The following is an 18,493-nucleotide window of genomic DNA, read 5'->3' on the forward strand; positions in this document are numbered from 1 at the left end:
CGGTGGCCGTACCGCCCAGGCCCACGCTCACCGCCGTGGTGTACGCGCTGTAATCCAGCGTGCCCGCACCACCGCCCGCCAGCGTGCCGCTGACGCTYGCACCGTTCGCAAACACGAAGTTGCCCGCTGCGCTGTCGCTCAGATTCTCGAACGAAGTCCAGTTCAGCAAGCCGCTGCTGCCGGCGTTCGCGCCAGTCAGGTTGTAGGTCTGGCTGCTGCCATGCACCGTGTCGCTGTGACCGCTGCCGGTCACCGACGTCACGCCGCTCCAGGTGCCGCCGATGCCAGTCGTCGCGCCGCTGCCGTTGGACAGATCCAGCGACACCGCCGTGCCGTAGCTGGCGTAATTCAGCGCCTGCGCCGTGACATTGCCGCTAACGCTGCCGGCCGTGCCGAAGTTCACCGTGCCGATGGCGTCGGTGATGGTCTGGAAACCGCCCCAGTTGTAGCCGTTGCTGCTGCCCTGGTTGGCCACCGTGTTGTCCAGCACATAGGTCTGGCCCGTACCGATCACCGTGTTGTTTTGCGCCGCGTTCGCATTGANGTTGTAGCCGTTGCTGCTGCCCTGGTTGGCCACCGTGTTGTCCAGCACATAGGTCTGGCCCGTACCGATCACCGTGTTGTTTTGCGCCGCGTTCGCATTGAAGGTGGTGTATCCGCTCAAGCTTCCGCCCACGCCCGTGGCCGAGAGCACGCCGGTATCCACGTTCAGCGTCAAATCGTGGAGGTAGTCGCTGTAATCCAGTGTCTGCGCGGTGACGTTGCCGCTGATGTTTCCGTTGCTGCCGAAATTGACCGTGCCGGTGGTGTCGTTGATGTTCTCGAACGAGGTCCAGCCCAGTGCGCCACTGCTGCCCTGGTCGGCAACGGTGTTGTCCAACTGGTAGGTCTGGCCGGAACCCGTGAGCGTGTCGCTGTTGCCGCTGCCTGTCACCGTGGTGACACCCGCCCAGGTACCGCCAATGCCGGTGGTCGCGCCGGCGCCATTGGACAGGTCGAACGTCACCGCCGTGGCGTAGCTGGCGTAATTCAGCGTCTGCGCCGTGATGTTGCCCGTGACGCTGCCGCCGGTACCGAAGTTCACCGTGCCGGTGGCATCAGCGATGTTGCCGAACGACGTCCAGTTCAGGCCGTTGCTGCTGCCCTTGTCCGCGACGGCATTATCCAGCAGATAGGTTTCTCCCGAACCCGTGATCGTCGCCTCGGAGCCGTTGCCGGCTATCGTGGTGAGGCCGAAAGCACTGTAATCCAGGCCCGAGTCGCTCGAGGTCTTCGTACCGACGTCGAAAGCTCCGGTCACGTTGGTGACGTCGCCGCCGGCACCGGACACTGCGCTGAACCCGGTATAGCTTATGCCACTTGTCGACGATGCTCCGGCGTGATCGTCGAAGCTGCCGGCAACGTTCGCAATGGTGCCGTTACCCGCCACGTTGGTGGCATTGGCGAAGGTCATGCCAAGGCTGGTCAGTGCGCCGTCGTCGAATCCCGAGGCTCCGGTAACCGTCGTGGTGTCGGCGGCGGTGAAACCATTGAAGGTGACGCCGCCGGTGCTGCCAGTCGTGTTGCCGGTCAGGTTGAACGCGGCGCTGCCCAGGCCAGTGATCGAACCGGTGCCGGTGATGCTTCCCGTCCCCGTTGGCGCAACCCCGGAAAATGCAGCGTTGCCCAGGCCTGCAAGCGTGCCGTCGACCGTGATGGTCGTTGCCGCGGTCGCCGACAAATCGCCATTGATCGTGCCGGTGCCCAGATCCAGCGCACCGCTGTTGCTGACTACGGTCAGCGCGCCCGTATTCAAGGTACCCAGAACCAGATCGCCGCTGTTCGTGACCTGAGTAGTTCCACCGGTGAGACTTACCGCGCCGGTGAATGCATTGAGGCCGTTCAGCATGATCGTCCCGCTGCCGGCGTTGAACGCCGAGGTGCCGGCTACGCTGAAGATGCCCGACGCCTGCGATATGTTGCCGGTCGTGGTGGTCACCGACAGGGGGCCGTTGACGGTTACAGCGCCCGCGTTGAACGTGCTGCTGTTCGTGGTCAGACCGGTCAGACCCGTCACGCCACCCACCACACCGCCAAAAGTTGCCGCGCCGCTCGTGCTCTGCACTGCCAGCGTGTGCGCACCGTCAACCGTCGAGGCAAAGTCGATCCCACCGCCCGTGCTCGTCAACAGCGTATCGGCGCCCAGCGTCACTGCGCCGCTGTACATCTGATCGCCACTCGTGCTCACACCCGTGGCGTTGAGCGCCGTCGTGCCACTGACCGACAACGTGTTCAGGCCGGACAACACGCTACCGAGCACGGCATTGCCCGTAACAGTCAGGCTGTTGCCCGATCCGGTTACACCGCCGAGCAGTTTTACCGTCGTTCCCGTCAGGATGTCGCTGTTACCCAACGTCACGCTGTCGTTGTAGGTCTGCGCGCCGGTGGTGTGGACATTACCGCCCAGCATCGTCACGCCCGCCGCGTCCGTGGTCAGACTTGTCAGGGCGTTCGTCGCACCAACCGCCCCACCAAACGTCGTCTGGCCGCCCGTATTCACCGAGAGAGTGTGCCCACCGTCCACCGTCGAGATGAAATTGATGGTGCCGCTGCCGCTGCTGGCAAGAATCACGTTGGCACCAAGGATCACCGGACCGTTGTAGGTCTGGTTGCCGCCCGTAGCGATGTTCTTGCTGATATTGATGGAACCGCCGGCCACGGCGGCATCCCCGCTGGCAGCGGACGCCGAGTTCAACACCAGCGCGGATGTCCCGGTGCCCGTCAATGCGGCGTTGATGTTGACATCGTTGGCGGCGGTGAGGGTAAGCGTGTTTGCGCTCCAGCTCACCGCATCATTCACGTTGATGTTGCCGCTGCCGCCGCCGCTGCCGCTGCTGGACAGGATCGTGAAGTTGCCGCCACTCAAGGCAGTGGCAACTGCGCTCCCTGTCATGTCACCGCCGCTGGCGGCGATCTTGAAATCCTTCGGGTCGATCAGCCAGTTGCCGGCTTGCCCATTGGGAGCGAGCGTATTGACGCGGGCGCTGTCAGCGATGCTGACGTGCGCAGCCGAGGTTTCGATGGCGCCGCCGTTACCGCCCAGGGCACCGCCGCGGGCGCTCAGGCTGCCGGCGATGGTGCTGGACTGGTCGCCCCATACGACCACGGAGCCGCCGTTGCCCGATTGCGTGGCGTCGGCATTCAACGTGGCGCTGGCGCCGAGCGTGCTGTTGGCGGCCCTGAGCAGTCCTTCCCCGCCTTGTTGGCCTCCGCCGATGCGGATGCTGCCGCCACCCAGGGTACCGGAGGCGTCAACGCTGCCGCTGACGTTGACATCCTGGTCGGACAGCAACTGGACGCTGCCGCCGTGCACGCCGGACACCGTGATGTTGCCGCTGTTCTCGACGTTGCCGCCGTTGCCGACCAGCCGCACCACGCCGCCGTCAGTGCTGATGCCGCTGGCGTCGATCACACCGGCGTTGTTGACCAGGTTGGTGAACAGGTCCTTGGTGGCCGAGGCCTGCAGCACCACGGTGCCGTCTTCGGCGCGCAAGGTGCCCTTGTTGGTGACCGCGGCTTCCTTCGCGTCCAGGCGTTCCTTCAGTTCACCGGTGATCTGGATGTTGATCAGGCCATTGCCATCGAAGTCCAGCGTGGCATGGTCTGCGCCGTCGAGGTTGATCTTGCCGTAGTTGGCGAAGATCACGCCGTCGTTGAGGACGCTGCCGCCTACCAGGCTGACCGAACCGCCGCTCGCGGCCTGAATCAGCCCGTGGTTGACGATGCCGGCCCTCGCGCCCGCCACGTTGAGGTTGTAGCGCCCCGCGAGAAAGTCGTTCGGGGTCAGGTCCAGCGTGCTGGCGAGCAGGCCACCGACATTCATCTGCGCCGTGGCGCCGAAGATGATGCCGTGCGTGTTGATCAGGAAGACCTGGCCGTTTGAATTGATCTTGCCGAAAATCTGGCTGGGGTTCTGATCGAGGATGCGATTCAGGGCCACCGCCGAACGGCCCGGTTGATTGAACAGCACCGATTCGTTGGCCGCCAGGTTGAAGGTCTGCCAGTTCAGCGCCAGCCTCTGCGACACCTGATTGATGACGGTGCTGTTGCCGCTTTGGGTGATGGAACCCGAACCACCCACCACCACGCCACCGGTCGGTCCTCCGGCGAGTGCTTCGCCGCTGAACACGATCGACCCCAGGGCCAGACCCACGCAAAGACTGATGGGCCAGGTTCGCCTCAAGGGCAGTGCCGCTCCGGAAGTCCGATCTGCATGGACGCGCGCCGTCGTGCGCATCGTGCGCTGCTTTGTGCTCTTGCTCATGGTCGTCATCCGTCAGAACGTGAAGCTGAACCGGGAGTAGATGTGGTAGCCCTTTTTGTCAGACGCATCCTGCGAACTCAGGGGCACGGCACCGTTGAGGTGAAACTCGAAGTTGTGGAATCGCGGCAGGCGGAAAATCAGGCCGGCACCCACGCCACTCAAGGTGGCCGTGTCGGGCGTGATCTCGCGGTTGGCGCCTGCCGAAAAACCCTTGGCGTAGTCGACGAACACCTGGAACTCGAGCAGTTCGCGCCACGGCCTTCCGTAGAAAGGAGACACCTTGTCGCCGAAACCCGGGGCGTCGACGTGGTACTCCAGCGAGGTGTAGTAACCGCGATCGCGCAAGGCATCGGCGATCGGGTAGGCACGGGTACTGTCGGGGCCGCCCAGGGCGAACTGCTCAAGCGGGACCAGAGCATCATTGGTGTACTGGCCCACCAGCTTCAGGTAGAGCCGCTGCGACTTGGTCAGGAACTGCATGCGCGTGTACGACAGCTTCGTCACCAGGAAGCTGCGCGAGTGTTGCGGACTGACCAGGTCGGGAACGAGCGAGTCGTCACTGATGGACTTGCGCAGGCCGACCTGAAGGATGTCGACACCGTTGAAGCGACGGTCGGTGTGCAGCATGCCGTAGGTCAGCTCCCCCACGGTGAATTTCTCGTCCGACAGGTGGAACCCCAGGCTGTCCAGCCTGGACTCTTCCCGGATCACATGCAGCGTGCTCAGCGCCTGCATGTCGTCGCGATTGATGAACTTCCAGTCCATGCCGCCGTAATACAGCGAACTGGGACCTTTCACGTCCAGCGCCGCGAACGAACCGGTGTTGATCTGCAGTTCGTTGCGGGAGGCGCCTACCACGGCGGACAAACCGGGCACCCAGGGCGCCGGCGCACGATAGGTGGTCGCGCCGTAGATGTTGTCGCTGGGATCCAGCGCATAGTCGACGTTGAGGTTGAATACGTCGCCGATGCCCAGCGGATTGGCCCACTCGATGCCGGCCTGTGCCCGGTAGCGGCCGGTCAGCTCGGTGCCGTAATTGTTGGCACCCAGCATGAACTTGACCGGACGCTTCGCTTCGGTGGCGATCATCACCAGGTCGGTATCGCCCGTGTTCTCGCCAGGCTGGAACGTCGAGGCCACGGTGACACCGGGGAGATCGCGCGCGTAGAGCAAGGCGGTGTCCACATCGCTCTTCAGCAACGGCTTGCCGCGGAGTTCCTGCGCCGCAGCGGAGATCACGCTGGGCCGATAGCGCTTCGTGCCCTTGACGATGATCTTGCCGATCTTCCCTTCCAGCACCTGGATCTGCACGATCTTGTCCGGGCCCACCGTCTGCGCCGGAAGGAACGCGTTGGAGACGATGAAGCCGGCACTGCGATAACGCTCGACGATCTTGTTGGCGACTCCCTGCATGTCGTCGAAGCTGAGCTCCACCGGGGTACCGGCCTTGGCTGCCAATTCCTGGTATTGCGCGTCGGCCAGCGCCTGGATGCTGGCCGGGGTCACGCCAACATCGGAGTGGTCGGCCACGCCCGTCACGTGGAAACCCTGCACGGCAATTTTCTGCTCGGCAGCGGCGTCACGATCACGAACGGGCGGCACCACGTTGCCCGCCTGGACCTGCGCCGGCGGAGTCTGTGGGGAGCTGCCGACAGGCGCTGCGTTGCCGGAACCCTGGTCAGCTGATCCGCCGCCAGCGTCCTGTGCCTGAACGTTTCCGCCCGTAAGTGCAAATGCCAACGCTGCCGCGAAGCAAACAATGCGCACGATACATTCCCCTTGGCCGCATCTAATCGATCCATTGACGGTGTGCCCCGATGATCGGTGCCCACCAGCTGCGAACTTCCCAAGCCCCCGGCATTCAGGCAATTGCTGCCTGCTGGCTCGTCTTACCTCTATCAGGATACACCTTTGCCCTTCCAAAGGAAGAGCCGTTCGGCATCGAAAAAGATGCCCACGAGCATGCCCGGCAAGTTCTGACAGGGCGTGTCGGAAAAGGACTGCTTTACAGATCCGCGACAGTCAAAAATCACCTAAAAAGCAGGGTCCGCGCCGATCCGTGCCAAAGTTCCACAAGGCAACTCCGGCTGGATTTCACACACACAACCATGGCCGCCCAGGTTCGCGTTCGCGCAAACGAAAGAACGCGATACGCAGATGCCTGTCATGGATAGAATCGCAACCTGAAGCGACTGCCATGGCAGCCAATCAGTGACGCAGCATCAGCCATCCAGCCACCACCACGAGAACGGCTGCGGCAATCAGGATCAGCAGCACTTTCCTGGACAACGTCGGCCGCATCGAAACCAGCGAGGCGAGTGCTCGTCCGGCGTCAGCAGAAGAATCACTGACGCTCGCCGCGGCCGGATCACCTGAGCGCGACGCCCTGACGCTTCCCGGCGGCACCAGCGCCTTGCGCGCCGTGACCACGCCACCTCCATCCGACAAGGACTGCAATACACGACGGCGACGGTTGCGATATTCCACGCGGGAAATCCGGCCGAGCCGATGGGCATCATCCAGCGCACGCAGATCCCGGTTGATGGCAGCTTCGCGTTCGGTCATTTCAGCTCCCTCAGTATCCGGAAACCCACGTCCCGTTGTGGCGATCCACCATCGGCACGGCTGGAATCAACGCTGCAATCCGACCAGTAGCTGCTGTAGCTGCCGCCACGCACCATCACGCTGCCGCCGCTCACCACCCATTCCCACACGTTGCCGGTCGAATTGACCAGGCCCCAGGGGTTGCGTGAGCGGCCACGCGGGGAAACCGCAGCGCCGCCGCCGTCACCGCCGCCGGCCGAGGGAAGGATGCAGTTGCTGTCCTCGGCCTGCTTCCAGCCACCACCGCCTTTCGCCGCGTGCAGCCATTCCGCGTCGGTCGGCAGGCGATAGGTGAATCCGCCACTGAGGTCACTGAGCCAGCGCGCGTAGGCACGCGCCTGATCCAGGCTGATGTTGCTTATCGGCGCGTTGCCAAGATCCTTGTCGGCCACCGACACCGCCGCGCACTTGCCGCTGGAGCGGCAGAACTGGTTGAACTCGTTGATCGAGATTTCCGCACGCGAAATGGCGTAAGCCTTGCCGCCGTTCACGCCGGGCACAACCACCAGCAATGGCCCACGCCCACCATTAATGGCATCCGAACAGAACTTGCCCTTGCCCGCCAACCCCGGCTTCGCGCAGGGATCGGGACCACCCGCCGCAGCCACGCCTCCGCTGGGCACGGGTTGCACCACCGGTGTCGTGCCGGTCTTTCCGGTCGTCACGGGCGGCCGCCCCGGCGTCGGCGCCGGCGTCTCGGTCACCGGCGTCGATACCGGTGCCGTCACCTGCGGGGCGGGTGCTGCCGCAGCGGCGCGCTTCAGCTTGTCGAGCTGCTCGGCGAGCGACCGGGCAGTCAGCTGGCCTCGCGCCTTCATGCTCGTTTCCAGCTTGCCCAGTTCGGTGGCGTCATTCCTGCGCACGCTGTCCAGTTGCTTCTGCAACTGCGCGTACTCGGCACTGCCCAGTGGCTGCTTCGAGGCGGCCATGATGGCGGCGACCACATCGTAGCGGGCCTTTGCCGCGCGCAAGTTCGCGTTGTTGCCGAGTGCTCCCAGGCCCTGCCCGAGGACATCGGACGCACGCTGGTAGCGCCCCTTCTGAAAGGCGTCCTCGGCCTGGCCCAGATAGGCGTCGGCCAGCAGCTTCGGTCCCTCAGTCTTGAGGAAGGGATTGTCTGGCTGCAGGGTCTTGATCCGCGCCAGCGACTGGCTTGCCTTGCTGACGTCGCCAGCGGCCACCGCGCTCTTCATCGACTCGATACGCGACTTGACTTCGGCGTCGGCGCCTTCCTGCGCGGCCTTCGCCTGCAACTGCTGCTGCAGCGCATCCAGTGCCGCACCCTGCGCGATCAGCTCGGCCGATTTCGGTACGTACTTCAGGCCGAAATCGACCGCGATCCTTGCCTGCGGCAGATGCTGCGGGTCAGCCAGCCGCGCGGCTTCCGCCGCGATGGCCGCACCCAGCGCGTTGACCGCCCGTTCGGTTTCGGGAGACTTGTCGGCGCCGAGCGTGGCCATCGCGGTGGCCACGTCACGCTGCCAGTCGGGTGTCAGGGTCGGCTTCGTGCCCAGGCTGGCCAGCGTGGTGCGTGCGTCGGCAAGTGCCTGCGTCTGCTGCTGCAAGGTCTTCTGTTGCGCCGCCGAACGGGAAGCGGCCACGTCGGCCAGCACCCTGGCGAAGCCGGCTTCCGCGGGATCTATCTGCTGGCCGGCCTGGGCGACCCGCTCGGCCGCATCCAGGTTGCCGCCGGCGATCTGATCACGCGCCAGCTTGATCAGGCCGGCATCGGCCTGAGCCTTCACTGCCGCGTAGTCCGGAGAATCGGCGCCGATCTGGGTGCGTGCGGTATTCAGGGCGCTTCTGACGTCCTGCAGCCAGACCACCGTGGCCAGGGGGCTGGCAAGCAGGTCGGTTACCCGACTTTTCGCCAATGCGGTGCGCTGTGCTTCGCTGGCGGCCTTCTGCGCCAATTGGTTCTGCTGTTCCAGCAAGGCCTGCCGCGTCGCCGACAAGCTGGAGTCGCCCGGGAACAGGTCGATGCCGAAGCCGGCAATGCTGATCGCACCCGGCAGGTCGCCCGCGCCTTGCCTTTCCTTTGCCTGGGCTTCCAGAACATCCTTCAGCCGCGCCGCCTGCGCCGCCAGTCGCGGATCGTCTCCCAGCAGGCTGGCCGCATCGCGATAGGCCGTGGCCACCTTGGTCCGCCAGTCATCGGCGCTGACCGGCTGGTCCAGCAAGCCGGTGAGCGTCTGCAAGCCCTGTTCCCGCTGCTGTTGCAGCGCCTGCGCCTTCCGCTCCTGCAGCCGTTGCGCCGCCAGCGCCTTGCCGATTTCATCGAGCTGCGCGCTGCGCTGCTTCAGTCTCGCCGAATCGGGGAACAGACTGCTTGCCAGCTTGAGTTCGACGGTTGCCTCGTCGACACGCCCTGCGTCGATCGACTTGCCGATGGCGGTGTCGTACTTCAACTCCAGTTCGGCGTTCTTCAGCAGGGCACTGTTCGGATCGATCGCGCGGATGCGGGTCAGCGTGGTGACGACGTTGTCCGGCTGGTTCTCGAAAATCGCGTCGGCGCTGATCTGGTCGGTCAGTTTGGTGTCGAGCGAGTTGAGCAAGTCGTTGCGCTGCTTCTCCACCTCGGTGCGCTTGATATCCAGCGCTGGCGAGTAAAGCTTGAGGTCGTCGCGCAGCTTGAACACTTTCTGGGTGCCGGCATAGTCGTAACGGTCCCTGGCCGGATTCCAGTAGGCGTCGATGCGGCCGAGCAGGTAGCTCTGGATCAATTCGCCCTGATCGATGATCGTACGCTTGCGGTCGTCGTCGTTCAGGGTGTCGAGGGCCTGCAGGGCCTGGCCTTCATCCGCGTAGTGGTCGGCGCGCGTCATGGTGAAGCGGGCGATCACCTCGGCCAGATGATGATTGCGCTGGTAGGTCGTCCATGCCCAGGCGCCGCCGGCAATGATCAGAATGGCCGGCACGCCGTACAGCAGGTACGGCAGCGCGCGTTCACGCGCGCCCACGTCGCGCAGGCCTTCGATCAGCTCGTTGGCGCTCTTCAGGCGCTGCGCCTTGGTGAAGGCCACGCTGGCGCAGAGCGTCTTGTACTGATGCTTGGTCAGCCCCTTCACCGGTGGCGGCTTGCGGCCTTCCTTCATCGCCACTTCGGCGCTGGCCTTGTCGTACGGATGCTTGCCGGTAAGCAGTTCAAACGTCACGCAACCCAGTGCGTAGACGTCATCGCCGGGCACCGGGTCTTCACCCCGGATCATCTCCAGGCTGGCGTAGGCCGGGGTAAGCGCGCCCAGCGTACCGGCGTCAAACACGGTCTGTTCGCCGACGGCATCGCCCATGTGCTTGCCGGCGCGGGCAATGCCGAAGTCGAATACCTTCGGCACGCCTTCGCGGGTGACCATGACGTTGGCCGGCTTGAAGTCCGAATGGACCACGCCGGCCGAGTGGGCGCGGGTGAGCGCCCGCGCCATGCCTTCGATCAGCGGCCGGGCTTGCGCCAGCGGCATGCCGTTGTAGGCCTTCTCGCGAATCAACTGCTTGAGATCGGAGCCGTCGACATACTCCATCGTCATGAAGACGATGGTGCGGTCCTTGTCGAAGTCGTAGACGCGCACGATGTTGTCGTGAGCCAGCTGTTGCGAGCGGCGCGACTCGCGCTGCAACGAGATCAGCGAGTCGGGATGGCGGCGAAATTCGTCGTTCAGGATCTTGACGGCGACGTAGGGGTCGCGGTCACGGGCTTCCACCTTGCGCTCGTCGCGGGCCTTGAACACCACGCCCATGCCGCCGCGGCCGATCTCCTTCTCGAGGTAGAAACGTCCCTTCAGCAGCGAACCGACGGTGACGAAGTCGGACGCATCGCCTTCGGCGATGTGGTTCCAGCTGGAACTGCTCATGCTGGAACTGGTGCCGGTCATTCCCTGCCGGGTGCCTTGCGTGCCGGTCGCGCCGACGGTCTGCCCTTCGGCCGGTTCCCGTGGCGCGGCCGAGGCCGGTTTCACCATGGTGGCTTCGTCGTCCGCCGCCGGCGGCTGGACCGGACGCGAGGTGGGCTTGACCACGGTGACATCATCCAGCGGCGGGGCTGGCGGACGGGAAGCGAGCTGCACCCGGGTCGCGTCATCACTGCCGGCTCCGGTCGGCGGAGCCGCCGGAGCGACCGGCGCAGGACGCTGCGTGGCGGGCTTTACCTGGGTAACGTCTTCGTCATGCGACGCGTCTGCCGGGGAAGCCTGTACGGACGCCAGCTTGGCCAACAGGGCCTTGGCCACCATCGAATCGAGCGCACCGGCATCACGCTGCTGTTCGAGCCACTCCTGTTCGGCATGGTATTGCGCCTCGGACACGGCTCCGCGCGCACCGAGTGCGTCGAACAGGGCGGCGAGCTTGAGCTTGTCGGCCTGGTAGGCGGAAACCAGTTCGGCTATGGAATTCATGAGTGGGAGGTTTTCTTCATTCTTGGATGCGAACGACGACGGCCGAGATGTTGTCCCGTCCGGCGCGGCTCATCGCCAGGTCGAACAGGCTGGCGACGAGATCCTGCGGTTGTGGGTGGCGACGGCATTCGTCGTCGAGTTCGGCATCGGACATTTCCTTGTTGATGCCGTCAGAGCAAAGCACGAAGCCCATGCCGGGCCGATTGCCCGCGACGACCCAGTCGACGAACAAGTGTTCCTCCGCACCCACCGCACGCGTGAGGACGCCCGAGCCCGCCTGAGCCGGCGCCGCCGGGGCGCCAAAATGGGTGACATCATCATCGCCGCCATGCACGTGATCGCGGGTGATCTGACGCAGCTGGCCATCCTCGAAACAGTAGACGCGGCTGTCTCCCACCCATCCGCACAGCATGTAGTCGCCGTCATGCACCAGCACCACGACGGTGGATCCGATCAGGTCAACCCCTCGCGTGGCGGCGGTCTGCAACAGTTCGGCATTGACCTGGGAGAGCGTGTCCTCGATCGCTTCGATGAAGTCCAGGGCGCTGCCGGAACGGGGCAAGGCACCGAGGCGTTCGACGATCATCGAGCTGGCGTAGTCGCCTGCCGAATGGCCGCCCAGTCCGTCGGCGACAACCCACAGGCCGACTTCGTCGCGCACGAGAATGGAGTCTTCGTTGTGCTTGCGCACCTTTCCGGTCACCGTGCGTCCGGCCGAAACATAGCGGGTCATCATGCACCAACCTCGATGATCGTCAGCGGCCACCTTGCCGCATCCACGCCCAGTCCCGCGGCATTCGCCAGCCGCAGGCGTGCTTCGTCGACGGGCAGCGCGAGATGGCTGGCCACGACGTCCGGTGACAGGTGCAACAAGGACTCGCCCGCCATCAGCAACAGGCGATCACCCGCGACGAGCTCGCAGCGAACCTCTCCGCACAGTGGCTGCTCCGACGCGCCCAGCCCGGGAGCAGCGGGCACCACGCTGCTGAACAACAGGTCGTCGAACTCACCGTCGTCCACGCCACCGGGCAGGGGATCGTCGGCTTGCGCGAACAGGGGCTGCGCGCGTCCATGGCGCCAGTGCCAGGCGCCCGCGGCGCCAATCCGCAGCAAGCCGGCCTGACCCGCGACGACGTGGGCGGCAATCACCGCGCAGTCCTCCAGCACCGGGTCGATCAGGTCCTCGCTGGCCCGACGCAACGGCGGATTGAGCATCAGCAACTGCCTGCGCAGCGAATGCATGCCGCCGATCAGGTCGCTGCACGACATCGTGCGGATGATTCCGGACACCTCGCCGACCGCCCGCTGGCGTGGATCGGCCATGCCGACCTCGGCCGACAGCACGGTCAGTCCGCAGTCTGTTCGTTCCACCACGGTGACGGCCGCGACGATGTCCCCCTCCCCGGCTGACATTGCGTGAGCCATCGGGGCAACCAACGGGACCGGCGGTGCCAAGGTCGCCACTTCGGACGTCCCGACGAGATCGGCCAGCAGATCCGGATCATCAGGCAGCCATGCGCCGGAAGGTGTCGATGGTGGTGGCGGCATGGCCGACACCGGGATGGCCGACGCCGCGGCAGCCGACACCGAGGCGGCCGGCGCTGTCGCCATGAGGTCGTCGAGCAGGCTGTCCGCGCGTTCCGGCATCGGTACCGCGCGCGGCGCCGATCGTTCGAACGCCATCGGCGATTGCCACGCCGCGGTGCCGTGTTGCGCATCTAGGAAGGTCACGTAGGCGGATGCCGCCGGCAATCCGCGGGTGGCCAGCACACACGCCGGAACACGTTCGCTACCTGCCGTCCACCACAGGCACCAGGGACCCGGGACGGCGGCCAGACGCTCCCACACTTCGCCTAGGAACGGCTCCAGCGAGGAGGCCCCGCCGAGGGGCAGGCGCCAGTGTGTCGCGCGATTCCAGTCGATGTCGCGCAGCGACGTGGCGGCCGGCGACGACGCCCTCGCCAGCGGGTCACCCAGCGCAGCCACCTGCTCGTCGAACGCCTCCACGCTGATGCGGGCATCGCACTGCGCCGTGGCGTGCACCTGCTCGGCCGCGTCGGACCAGGCTTTCGCCTCGGTCAGCGCGCGGGTGCCGGATGCAATGTCCGCGCCGAGCGGAGCGGCGATGACCATCGGGAAGCAGCGCCCCACTCGGTCCACGCCAGGCCCCATGATCCCGAACCAGGCGGAATCACCGCACACTCCCGGGGCGAAAAGAAAGCGCCACACCGGACTGGCATGGTAGGCGTCATGCCAGCCGCCGCCCAGTTCGGCACGGCTTGCTGCCACCGCCTCTTCGAAATGCATGTCCCAGACATCGACGAAAGCCGGTGGCAGCCGGCGCTGCACGAAGTCTCCCGCGCAAGGCAGCTTTCCGAAAAAGCCCGCGACGGAAGTCGGCATGCGTCTAGCCCCCGCACCGGAAACTGGACAGCGCGTTGCTCAGGAAGGGGTTTTTCAGATTGTTGGCCTGAACGGTCACCTTGGCGACATGGCCACCGAAGTTGAAACTGGCCACGAAGCGCAGATCGGACTGCTTCTGCAGATTCGCCGCCTGCAGCGCCCGGAAGAACGCCCAGTCGCCGCGATAGTCGAAGGTGGTCAGCAGGGTCCCCGCGGTGTCGTAGGCGGAGATCGAGACATGACCCGGCGTGGGCCCCGGCCACTTCATGGTGGCCATGGTCGAGCCACCGGACTGGTATTCGTATTTCTGGCCATCGACCTCGATCACCAGCTTGCCGATGCCTGCGTCGAGCACCGGCGCGAGCAGCGTGAAGTCGACCTCGGGCATGTTGCCGCTGCGGAAGAACATCTGCTTGATCCGGTCGGCACCCTGCAGCTGCGCCAGCATGCCGGCCGAGCCACTGATCGCACCCGGGCCGGTCTTCCACTGCCAGTTGCGGCCGCTGGCATCGATCAGCTTGCCCACGGTCTGGTTGTAGAAGCCATCGAAACGGCCGCCATAGCCGAACATCTCGCCGAAGTTCTGCAGCGGGATATCGTTGTTGCTGGACGGCGAGAACGGATAGCGCCCGCGGGTGTAGTCGGCGCAGTCCTTGGCCACCATCTGCTGGTACTGATCGTCGAGAGCACCCTTGGTGCCGCTGGCCACCAGCGCCTGGCTCTTGCCGGTCAGCGCCGCAAACCAGCCCGAAGCGGGCGCCGGCAGCTGGCCGGCCGCCTGCTGCGCCATCAGCAGTTGCGGATTGGGCTGGCCGGCGGCCGAGCTGAAATCGCCCATGGTCAGCAAGGTCTTGCTGAGATCGTCGAGCACCTTGAGCGTCTGATCGATCGGCGCGGCGCCCGGACCACCTTCGCTCAACTTGTTGATCTGCTCGAAATGGTCGCTGATCACCTGCCCCGGCTTGGCGGCGGCCGCATCGTCACCCGGCGCGGCGGTCCCGGCGCCGGCCTGGGCGAGCGCGCGCGCCAGGGCGGACTGGGTCGCCTTCTTCTGGGCCAGCTTCTTGGCCACGTCCTCGGCCTTGTCCTTCGCATCGGCGGGCGGTGCGCGCATCAGGTCGTGGGTGTTGTCGCTCACCACCTTCAGCAGCAGCTTCATCGGCGAGTTGGGGCCGGCCAGCTTGGCCGCGATGGTGCTGGCATCCTGGATGTTGCCGATCGGCTGCAGCTCCAGATCCGCCAGGATGTCATCCCAGGCCTTGATGTAGTCCTGCTCGTAGAGTGCCAGCACCTGCTGGGCGAGCCGGGCCTTCTGCAACGAATCGATCTTGGTGGCGCCGAATACCCAGTCATCGGCGGCGAACTGCGTGACCGCCTGATCGATGCCCTTGTCGACTTCATCCTTGAATACCGGTTGCGTGAACAGCGCCGGCAACGGTTCCGAAAGCGGCGCACCGCTCTTGCGCCGGTAGACGTTGCCGAGCAGCCCCAACTCCTTGTCCAGTCGCAGCGGCGGATACGCACCGCTGTCCGCATTCAACTTGATGTTGCCGTAGATCAGCGTGGCCAGATCCGCGGTGCGCAGCGTGTTGCGCGCCTGTTCCACCAGGCTGGCATCCAGGTTCAGCGCGCGCAGCCGCCCCTCGTGTCCGACCAGCGCGTCGAAGTGCTTGGTCAGTGCCTTCTGCAGCACGGGGTCGGACGGGAACAGTCGCCGCCATTCGATCGCCGCCAGCGCCACGATCTGGTCGTGATCCAAGTGCTCGGGCTGGCCCAGCATCAGGTAGCCCTTGAGGTAGTAATAGAGCATCTGGGGGTCGCCCGCATTCGCGGCCAGGCCGGCCCGGAACTGCGAGGCCACGCCAGGCAGCAGCAGCGCGTTCAGCTCGCGATAGTACGCGTCACGCACTTCGTCGCCGACCGCATTGCCCTGGTACAGGCCGAAGCGCATCGACAGCGGCACGTCGCCCTTGTGCTGCTCGGCGACATCCACCGCGCTGGACAGCGACTCCAGCCGCTCCAGCACCATCGCGAAATAGGCCTGCTGGTTCGGTGCCAGCGATGCGTCGCTCTGCGCCGGATACTTCTGCAATGCCGCCTGCACCTGGCCCAGGTAGGCGCCGTTGCGCCGGTAGCTGCTGGCCAGGCCGAGGATCAGCAGGCCGCAGGCCAGCAGCACGCCGATGTACGCGGCCGCCTGCAGCAGGGTCTTCTGGCGCTCCAGCTTCGGATTGGTGCCGGCAAAGCCGGATTCCTTGAACAGCACGTCCCGAAGCAGGCGCTCGACGAAGAAGGTGCGACTCTGGGCGCCAGGCACGTGCAGGCGCGAGGCGTCCAGCCCGAAGGTGCGCGCCACCGCGCCCATCATGCGGTCGATCGGCGTGCCTTCCTGCGTGCCCGAAGTGAAGTAGGCACCACGCAGCAGCAACGGCGTGTCGTACTGATGACCGGTGAATACGCCTTCGACGAACTGCCGCGTGATGTCGCGCAAGGCTCCGAGCTGCTGCGGGAACGACAGGATGGCCGCGCGCCGGGTGCGATCGCGTTCGCCGTGGAGCCGATCGAGGATGCGCGTGTTGAGCCGATCCAGCAGCAGGTTGAATTCTTCGAGGAACTGCTTCGCCGCGCTGCCGTCCATGGTCTTGTCGACCGCGAACGACATGCCCCAGACCTGGCTGCGCAACTCGGGATTGAGGTCGTCGAAGAACTCGGTGAAGCCGGCGACCAGGTCGCACTTGGTGAACACCAGATAGGCCGGCACGCCGATGCGCAGGTGCTTGGCCAGTTCGTCCAGGCGCTGGCGAACCGCCTGGATGTGCTGCTGGCGGCCATTCGCATCCAGGGTCAGCAGGTCGGACAGGCTCATCGCCACGATCACGCCGTTGATCGGGCGGCGCTTGCGGTACTTGCGCAACAGGTTGAGGAACTCGGTCCAGGCCGAAGCATCGGCGCCGCGGTCGGAGTCCTGGGTGGTATAGCGACCGGCGGTGTCGAGGAATACCGCCTCGTCGGTGAACCACCAGTCACAGTTGCGCGTACCGCCGACGCCGCGGATCGCTTCCTTGCCGAATTTGTTCGACAGCGGAAAGTTGAGGCCCGAGTTCTGCAGCAGCGTGCTCTTGCCGGACCCCGGCGGCCCGATCACCACATACCAGGGCAGCGCGTAGAGATTGGTTCCGCCGCTGCGATTCTTGCGCAGGGTTTCCACCGCCTCCTGGAAGCGGTTCTGCAACTGCGCCCGCTCGTTGGCGGAGCGATCGTCACGCTCGCCGCCGGCCTGGGCGGTGCCCTGATCGCTCAGGTCGCTGGCCATCTGCTTGGCCTTGCCGCGCACCCGCATCTGTTGCAGCTGCAACCAGACCGCCCAGATCACCACGATCACGATGATCACCAGCAAGCGGACCACCGGGCTGGCCAGCGGCTGCGACTCGCCGAAGCCGAGGTAGGGGCCGCCGAACCAGATCAGCAACGACAGCAGCAGCAAGCCGACGAGGGTGATGAACAGGCGGGATTTGAACAACGCAAGAAGCTTGCCCACGATGTTCAGTCCTCCGGGCTGTAGAGAATTTCGACGCGCCGATTGCGCGCACGATTGGCCGGCAGGTCGGGCGGCAATGCGATCGGTTGCGAGGAACCCGCGCCGCTGGATTCCAGCCGCCCGCTGTTGTCGATACCCTCGCCGAGTATCTGCAGCACCGACCTTGCGCGCTCGGCGGACAACGCGTAGTTGTCCTTGAAGCGCAGCGAGTGCACCGGCTGGTCATCGGTGTGGCCCACCACGACGACCCGACCGGGAACCTGGTTCAGCGCGGCGGTGATCGCATGCAGCATCGGAACCTGCTTGTCGGCCACCTCGGTGCCGCCGGAGGCGAACATGGCGGCGGCATTGAGGCGGACCAGTGCCGAACCGTCCGGCTTCTCGTCCACCGTCAGGGCGCCAGCCCGTTCCTCCGGCGCCAGCAGCTGCTTCAGGCTCTTGCGCTCGACCTTGGGCTGGGCCTGGCGACGCTGCGCGTCGTCCGGCGGCACCGCGGTTTTCAGGCCGATCTGCACTACCTGCGCGCTGACCGGTGACGACAGTTCGTTCAACCGCGTGAAGAAATACAGGAAGGCGCCCAGCAGCAGGCAGGCGCCCGCGGCCAGGATCACCCAAAGCGGAACGTGGCGCACCAGCGGATTGCGCCGATCCTCGATGCCCTTCCAATGCGGTGCCAGTTCCTCTGCCGCGGGCGGGCGCTGCGCCTTGATCCGGCGGTACAGCTCTTCCTGGATGTCGGCCAGCTTGGCGCGACCATCGGCTTCGATCTGGTAGCGCCCGCCGAAGCCGAGCGCCAGGCAGATGTACATCAGTTCGATCAGGTCGATGTGTTTCGAGAAATCGGCACACAGCCGGTCGAGGATGATGAAGAATTTCTCGCCACCGTACGACTCGCCATGGAAGACCACCAGCAGCGTCTTCGCCGCCCAACCGCTCTGCTGCCCCCACGGCGTGTTCATCACCGATTCGTCCAGCGTCGAGCACAGCACGTAGCGCGCCGCGGTGATGGTCTGGGCGACGATGCCGGCGGCCTGCGCGTTGCTTTCGAACTGACGGACCTGGGCAATCACCTGCTCGCGCAGATGAGCCGCATCGGGTTGTGACACGCTGTTGCGCAACTGTACGGCCAGCAGCAGCAGCGGGCTGGCGGCCTGCACCAGGGCGTTGAGACCGCCGCCCAGAAAGTCGCTGATCGCGGCCGGAGGGGCCATCTCGGCGCGCGACACCGGGCCGCGTGCAGCTGCCGCGGGTGCGACG

At 65.5% G+C, this 18,493-nt stretch carries 7 protein-coding genes; all 7 read right to left on the minus strand.

All coding sequences use genetic code 11. The features are described 5' to 3' along the window. Positions 1-4,315: 4,315 nt before the first annotated feature. The 7 genes from ASD55_RS16135 to icmH all read right to left on the minus strand — a co-directional run bounded on the left by ASD55_RS16135 (position 4,316) and on the right by icmH (position 18,447). A complete protein-coding gene (locus tag ASD55_RS16135) occupies positions 4,316-5,908 on the minus strand; it encodes a ShlB/FhaC/HecB family hemolysin secretion/activation protein (protein WP_235577851.1) in 1,593 nt (530 codons plus the stop codon). A 603-nt stretch (positions 5,909-6,511) separates the two neighbouring features. Beyond that, entirely contained in the window at positions 6,512-6,868 is a 357-nt protein-coding gene (locus tag ASD55_RS16140) for a hypothetical protein (protein ID WP_056717164.1), read from the minus strand. Continuing rightward, a complete protein-coding gene (locus tag ASD55_RS16145; RefSeq protein WP_056767747.1) occupies positions 6,865-11,295 on the minus strand; it encodes a bifunctional serine/threonine-protein kinase/formylglycine-generating enzyme family protein in 4,431 nt (1,476 codons plus the stop codon). Before ASD55_RS16145 ends, ASD55_RS16140 begins: the two co-directional genes overlap by 4 nt. A gap of 16 nt (positions 11,296-11,311) precedes the next feature. Then, positions 11,312-12,031, minus strand: coding sequence for a PP2C family serine/threonine-protein phosphatase (locus tag ASD55_RS16150; protein ID WP_056717162.1), 720 nt, complete (start codon positions 12,029-12,031; stop codon positions 11,312-11,314). After that, positions 12,028-13,698 carry a type VI secretion system-associated protein TagF gene (gene tagF / locus ASD55_RS16155; RefSeq protein ID WP_056767751.1) on the minus strand — a complete coding sequence of 557 codons (1,671 nt, stop codon included), beginning with the start codon at positions 13,696-13,698 and terminating at the stop codon, positions 12,028-12,030. The genes ASD55_RS16150 and tagF overlap by 4 nt, the downstream gene beginning before the upstream one ends. A 4-nt stretch (positions 13,699-13,702) precedes the next feature. Beyond that, entirely contained in the window at positions 13,703-17,236 is a 3,534-nt protein-coding gene (gene tssM / locus ASD55_RS16160) for a type VI secretion system membrane subunit TssM (protein ID WP_056767754.1), read from the minus strand. A gap of 5 nt (positions 17,237-17,241) precedes the next feature. Then, on the minus strand, positions 17,242-18,447 hold the full coding sequence (gene icmH, locus ASD55_RS16165) for a type IVB secretion system protein IcmH/DotU (RefSeq protein WP_235577859.1): 1,206 nt from the start codon (positions 18,445-18,447) through the stop codon (positions 17,242-17,244). Between the last annotated feature and the right edge of the window lie 46 nt (positions 18,448-18,493).

The sequence above is a fragment of the Rhodanobacter sp. Root561 genome (assembly GCF_001427365.1).
Taxonomy (GTDB): Bacteria; Pseudomonadota; Gammaproteobacteria; order Xanthomonadales; family Rhodanobacteraceae; genus Rhodanobacter.

Coding starts and splice junctions, on each gene's coding strand:
- ASD55_RS16145 (WP_056767747.1), bottom strand. CDS start 11,295: ATGAATTCCATAGCCGAACTGGTTTCCGCCTACCAGGCCGACAAGCTC.
- tagF (WP_056767751.1), bottom strand. CDS start 13,698: ATGCCGACTTCCGTCGCGGGCTTTTTCGGAAAGCTGCCTTGCGCGGGA.
- ASD55_RS16150 (WP_056717162.1), bottom strand. CDS start 12,031: ATGATGACCCGCTATGTTTCGGCCGGACGCACGGTGACCGGAAAGGTG.
- ASD55_RS16140 (WP_056717164.1), bottom strand. CDS start 6,868: ATGACCGAACGCGAAGCTGCCATCAACCGGGATCTGCGTGCGCTGGAT.
- icmH (WP_235577859.1), bottom strand. CDS start 18,447: ATGGCCCCTCCGGCCGCGATCAGCGACTTTCTGGGCGGCGGTCTCAAC.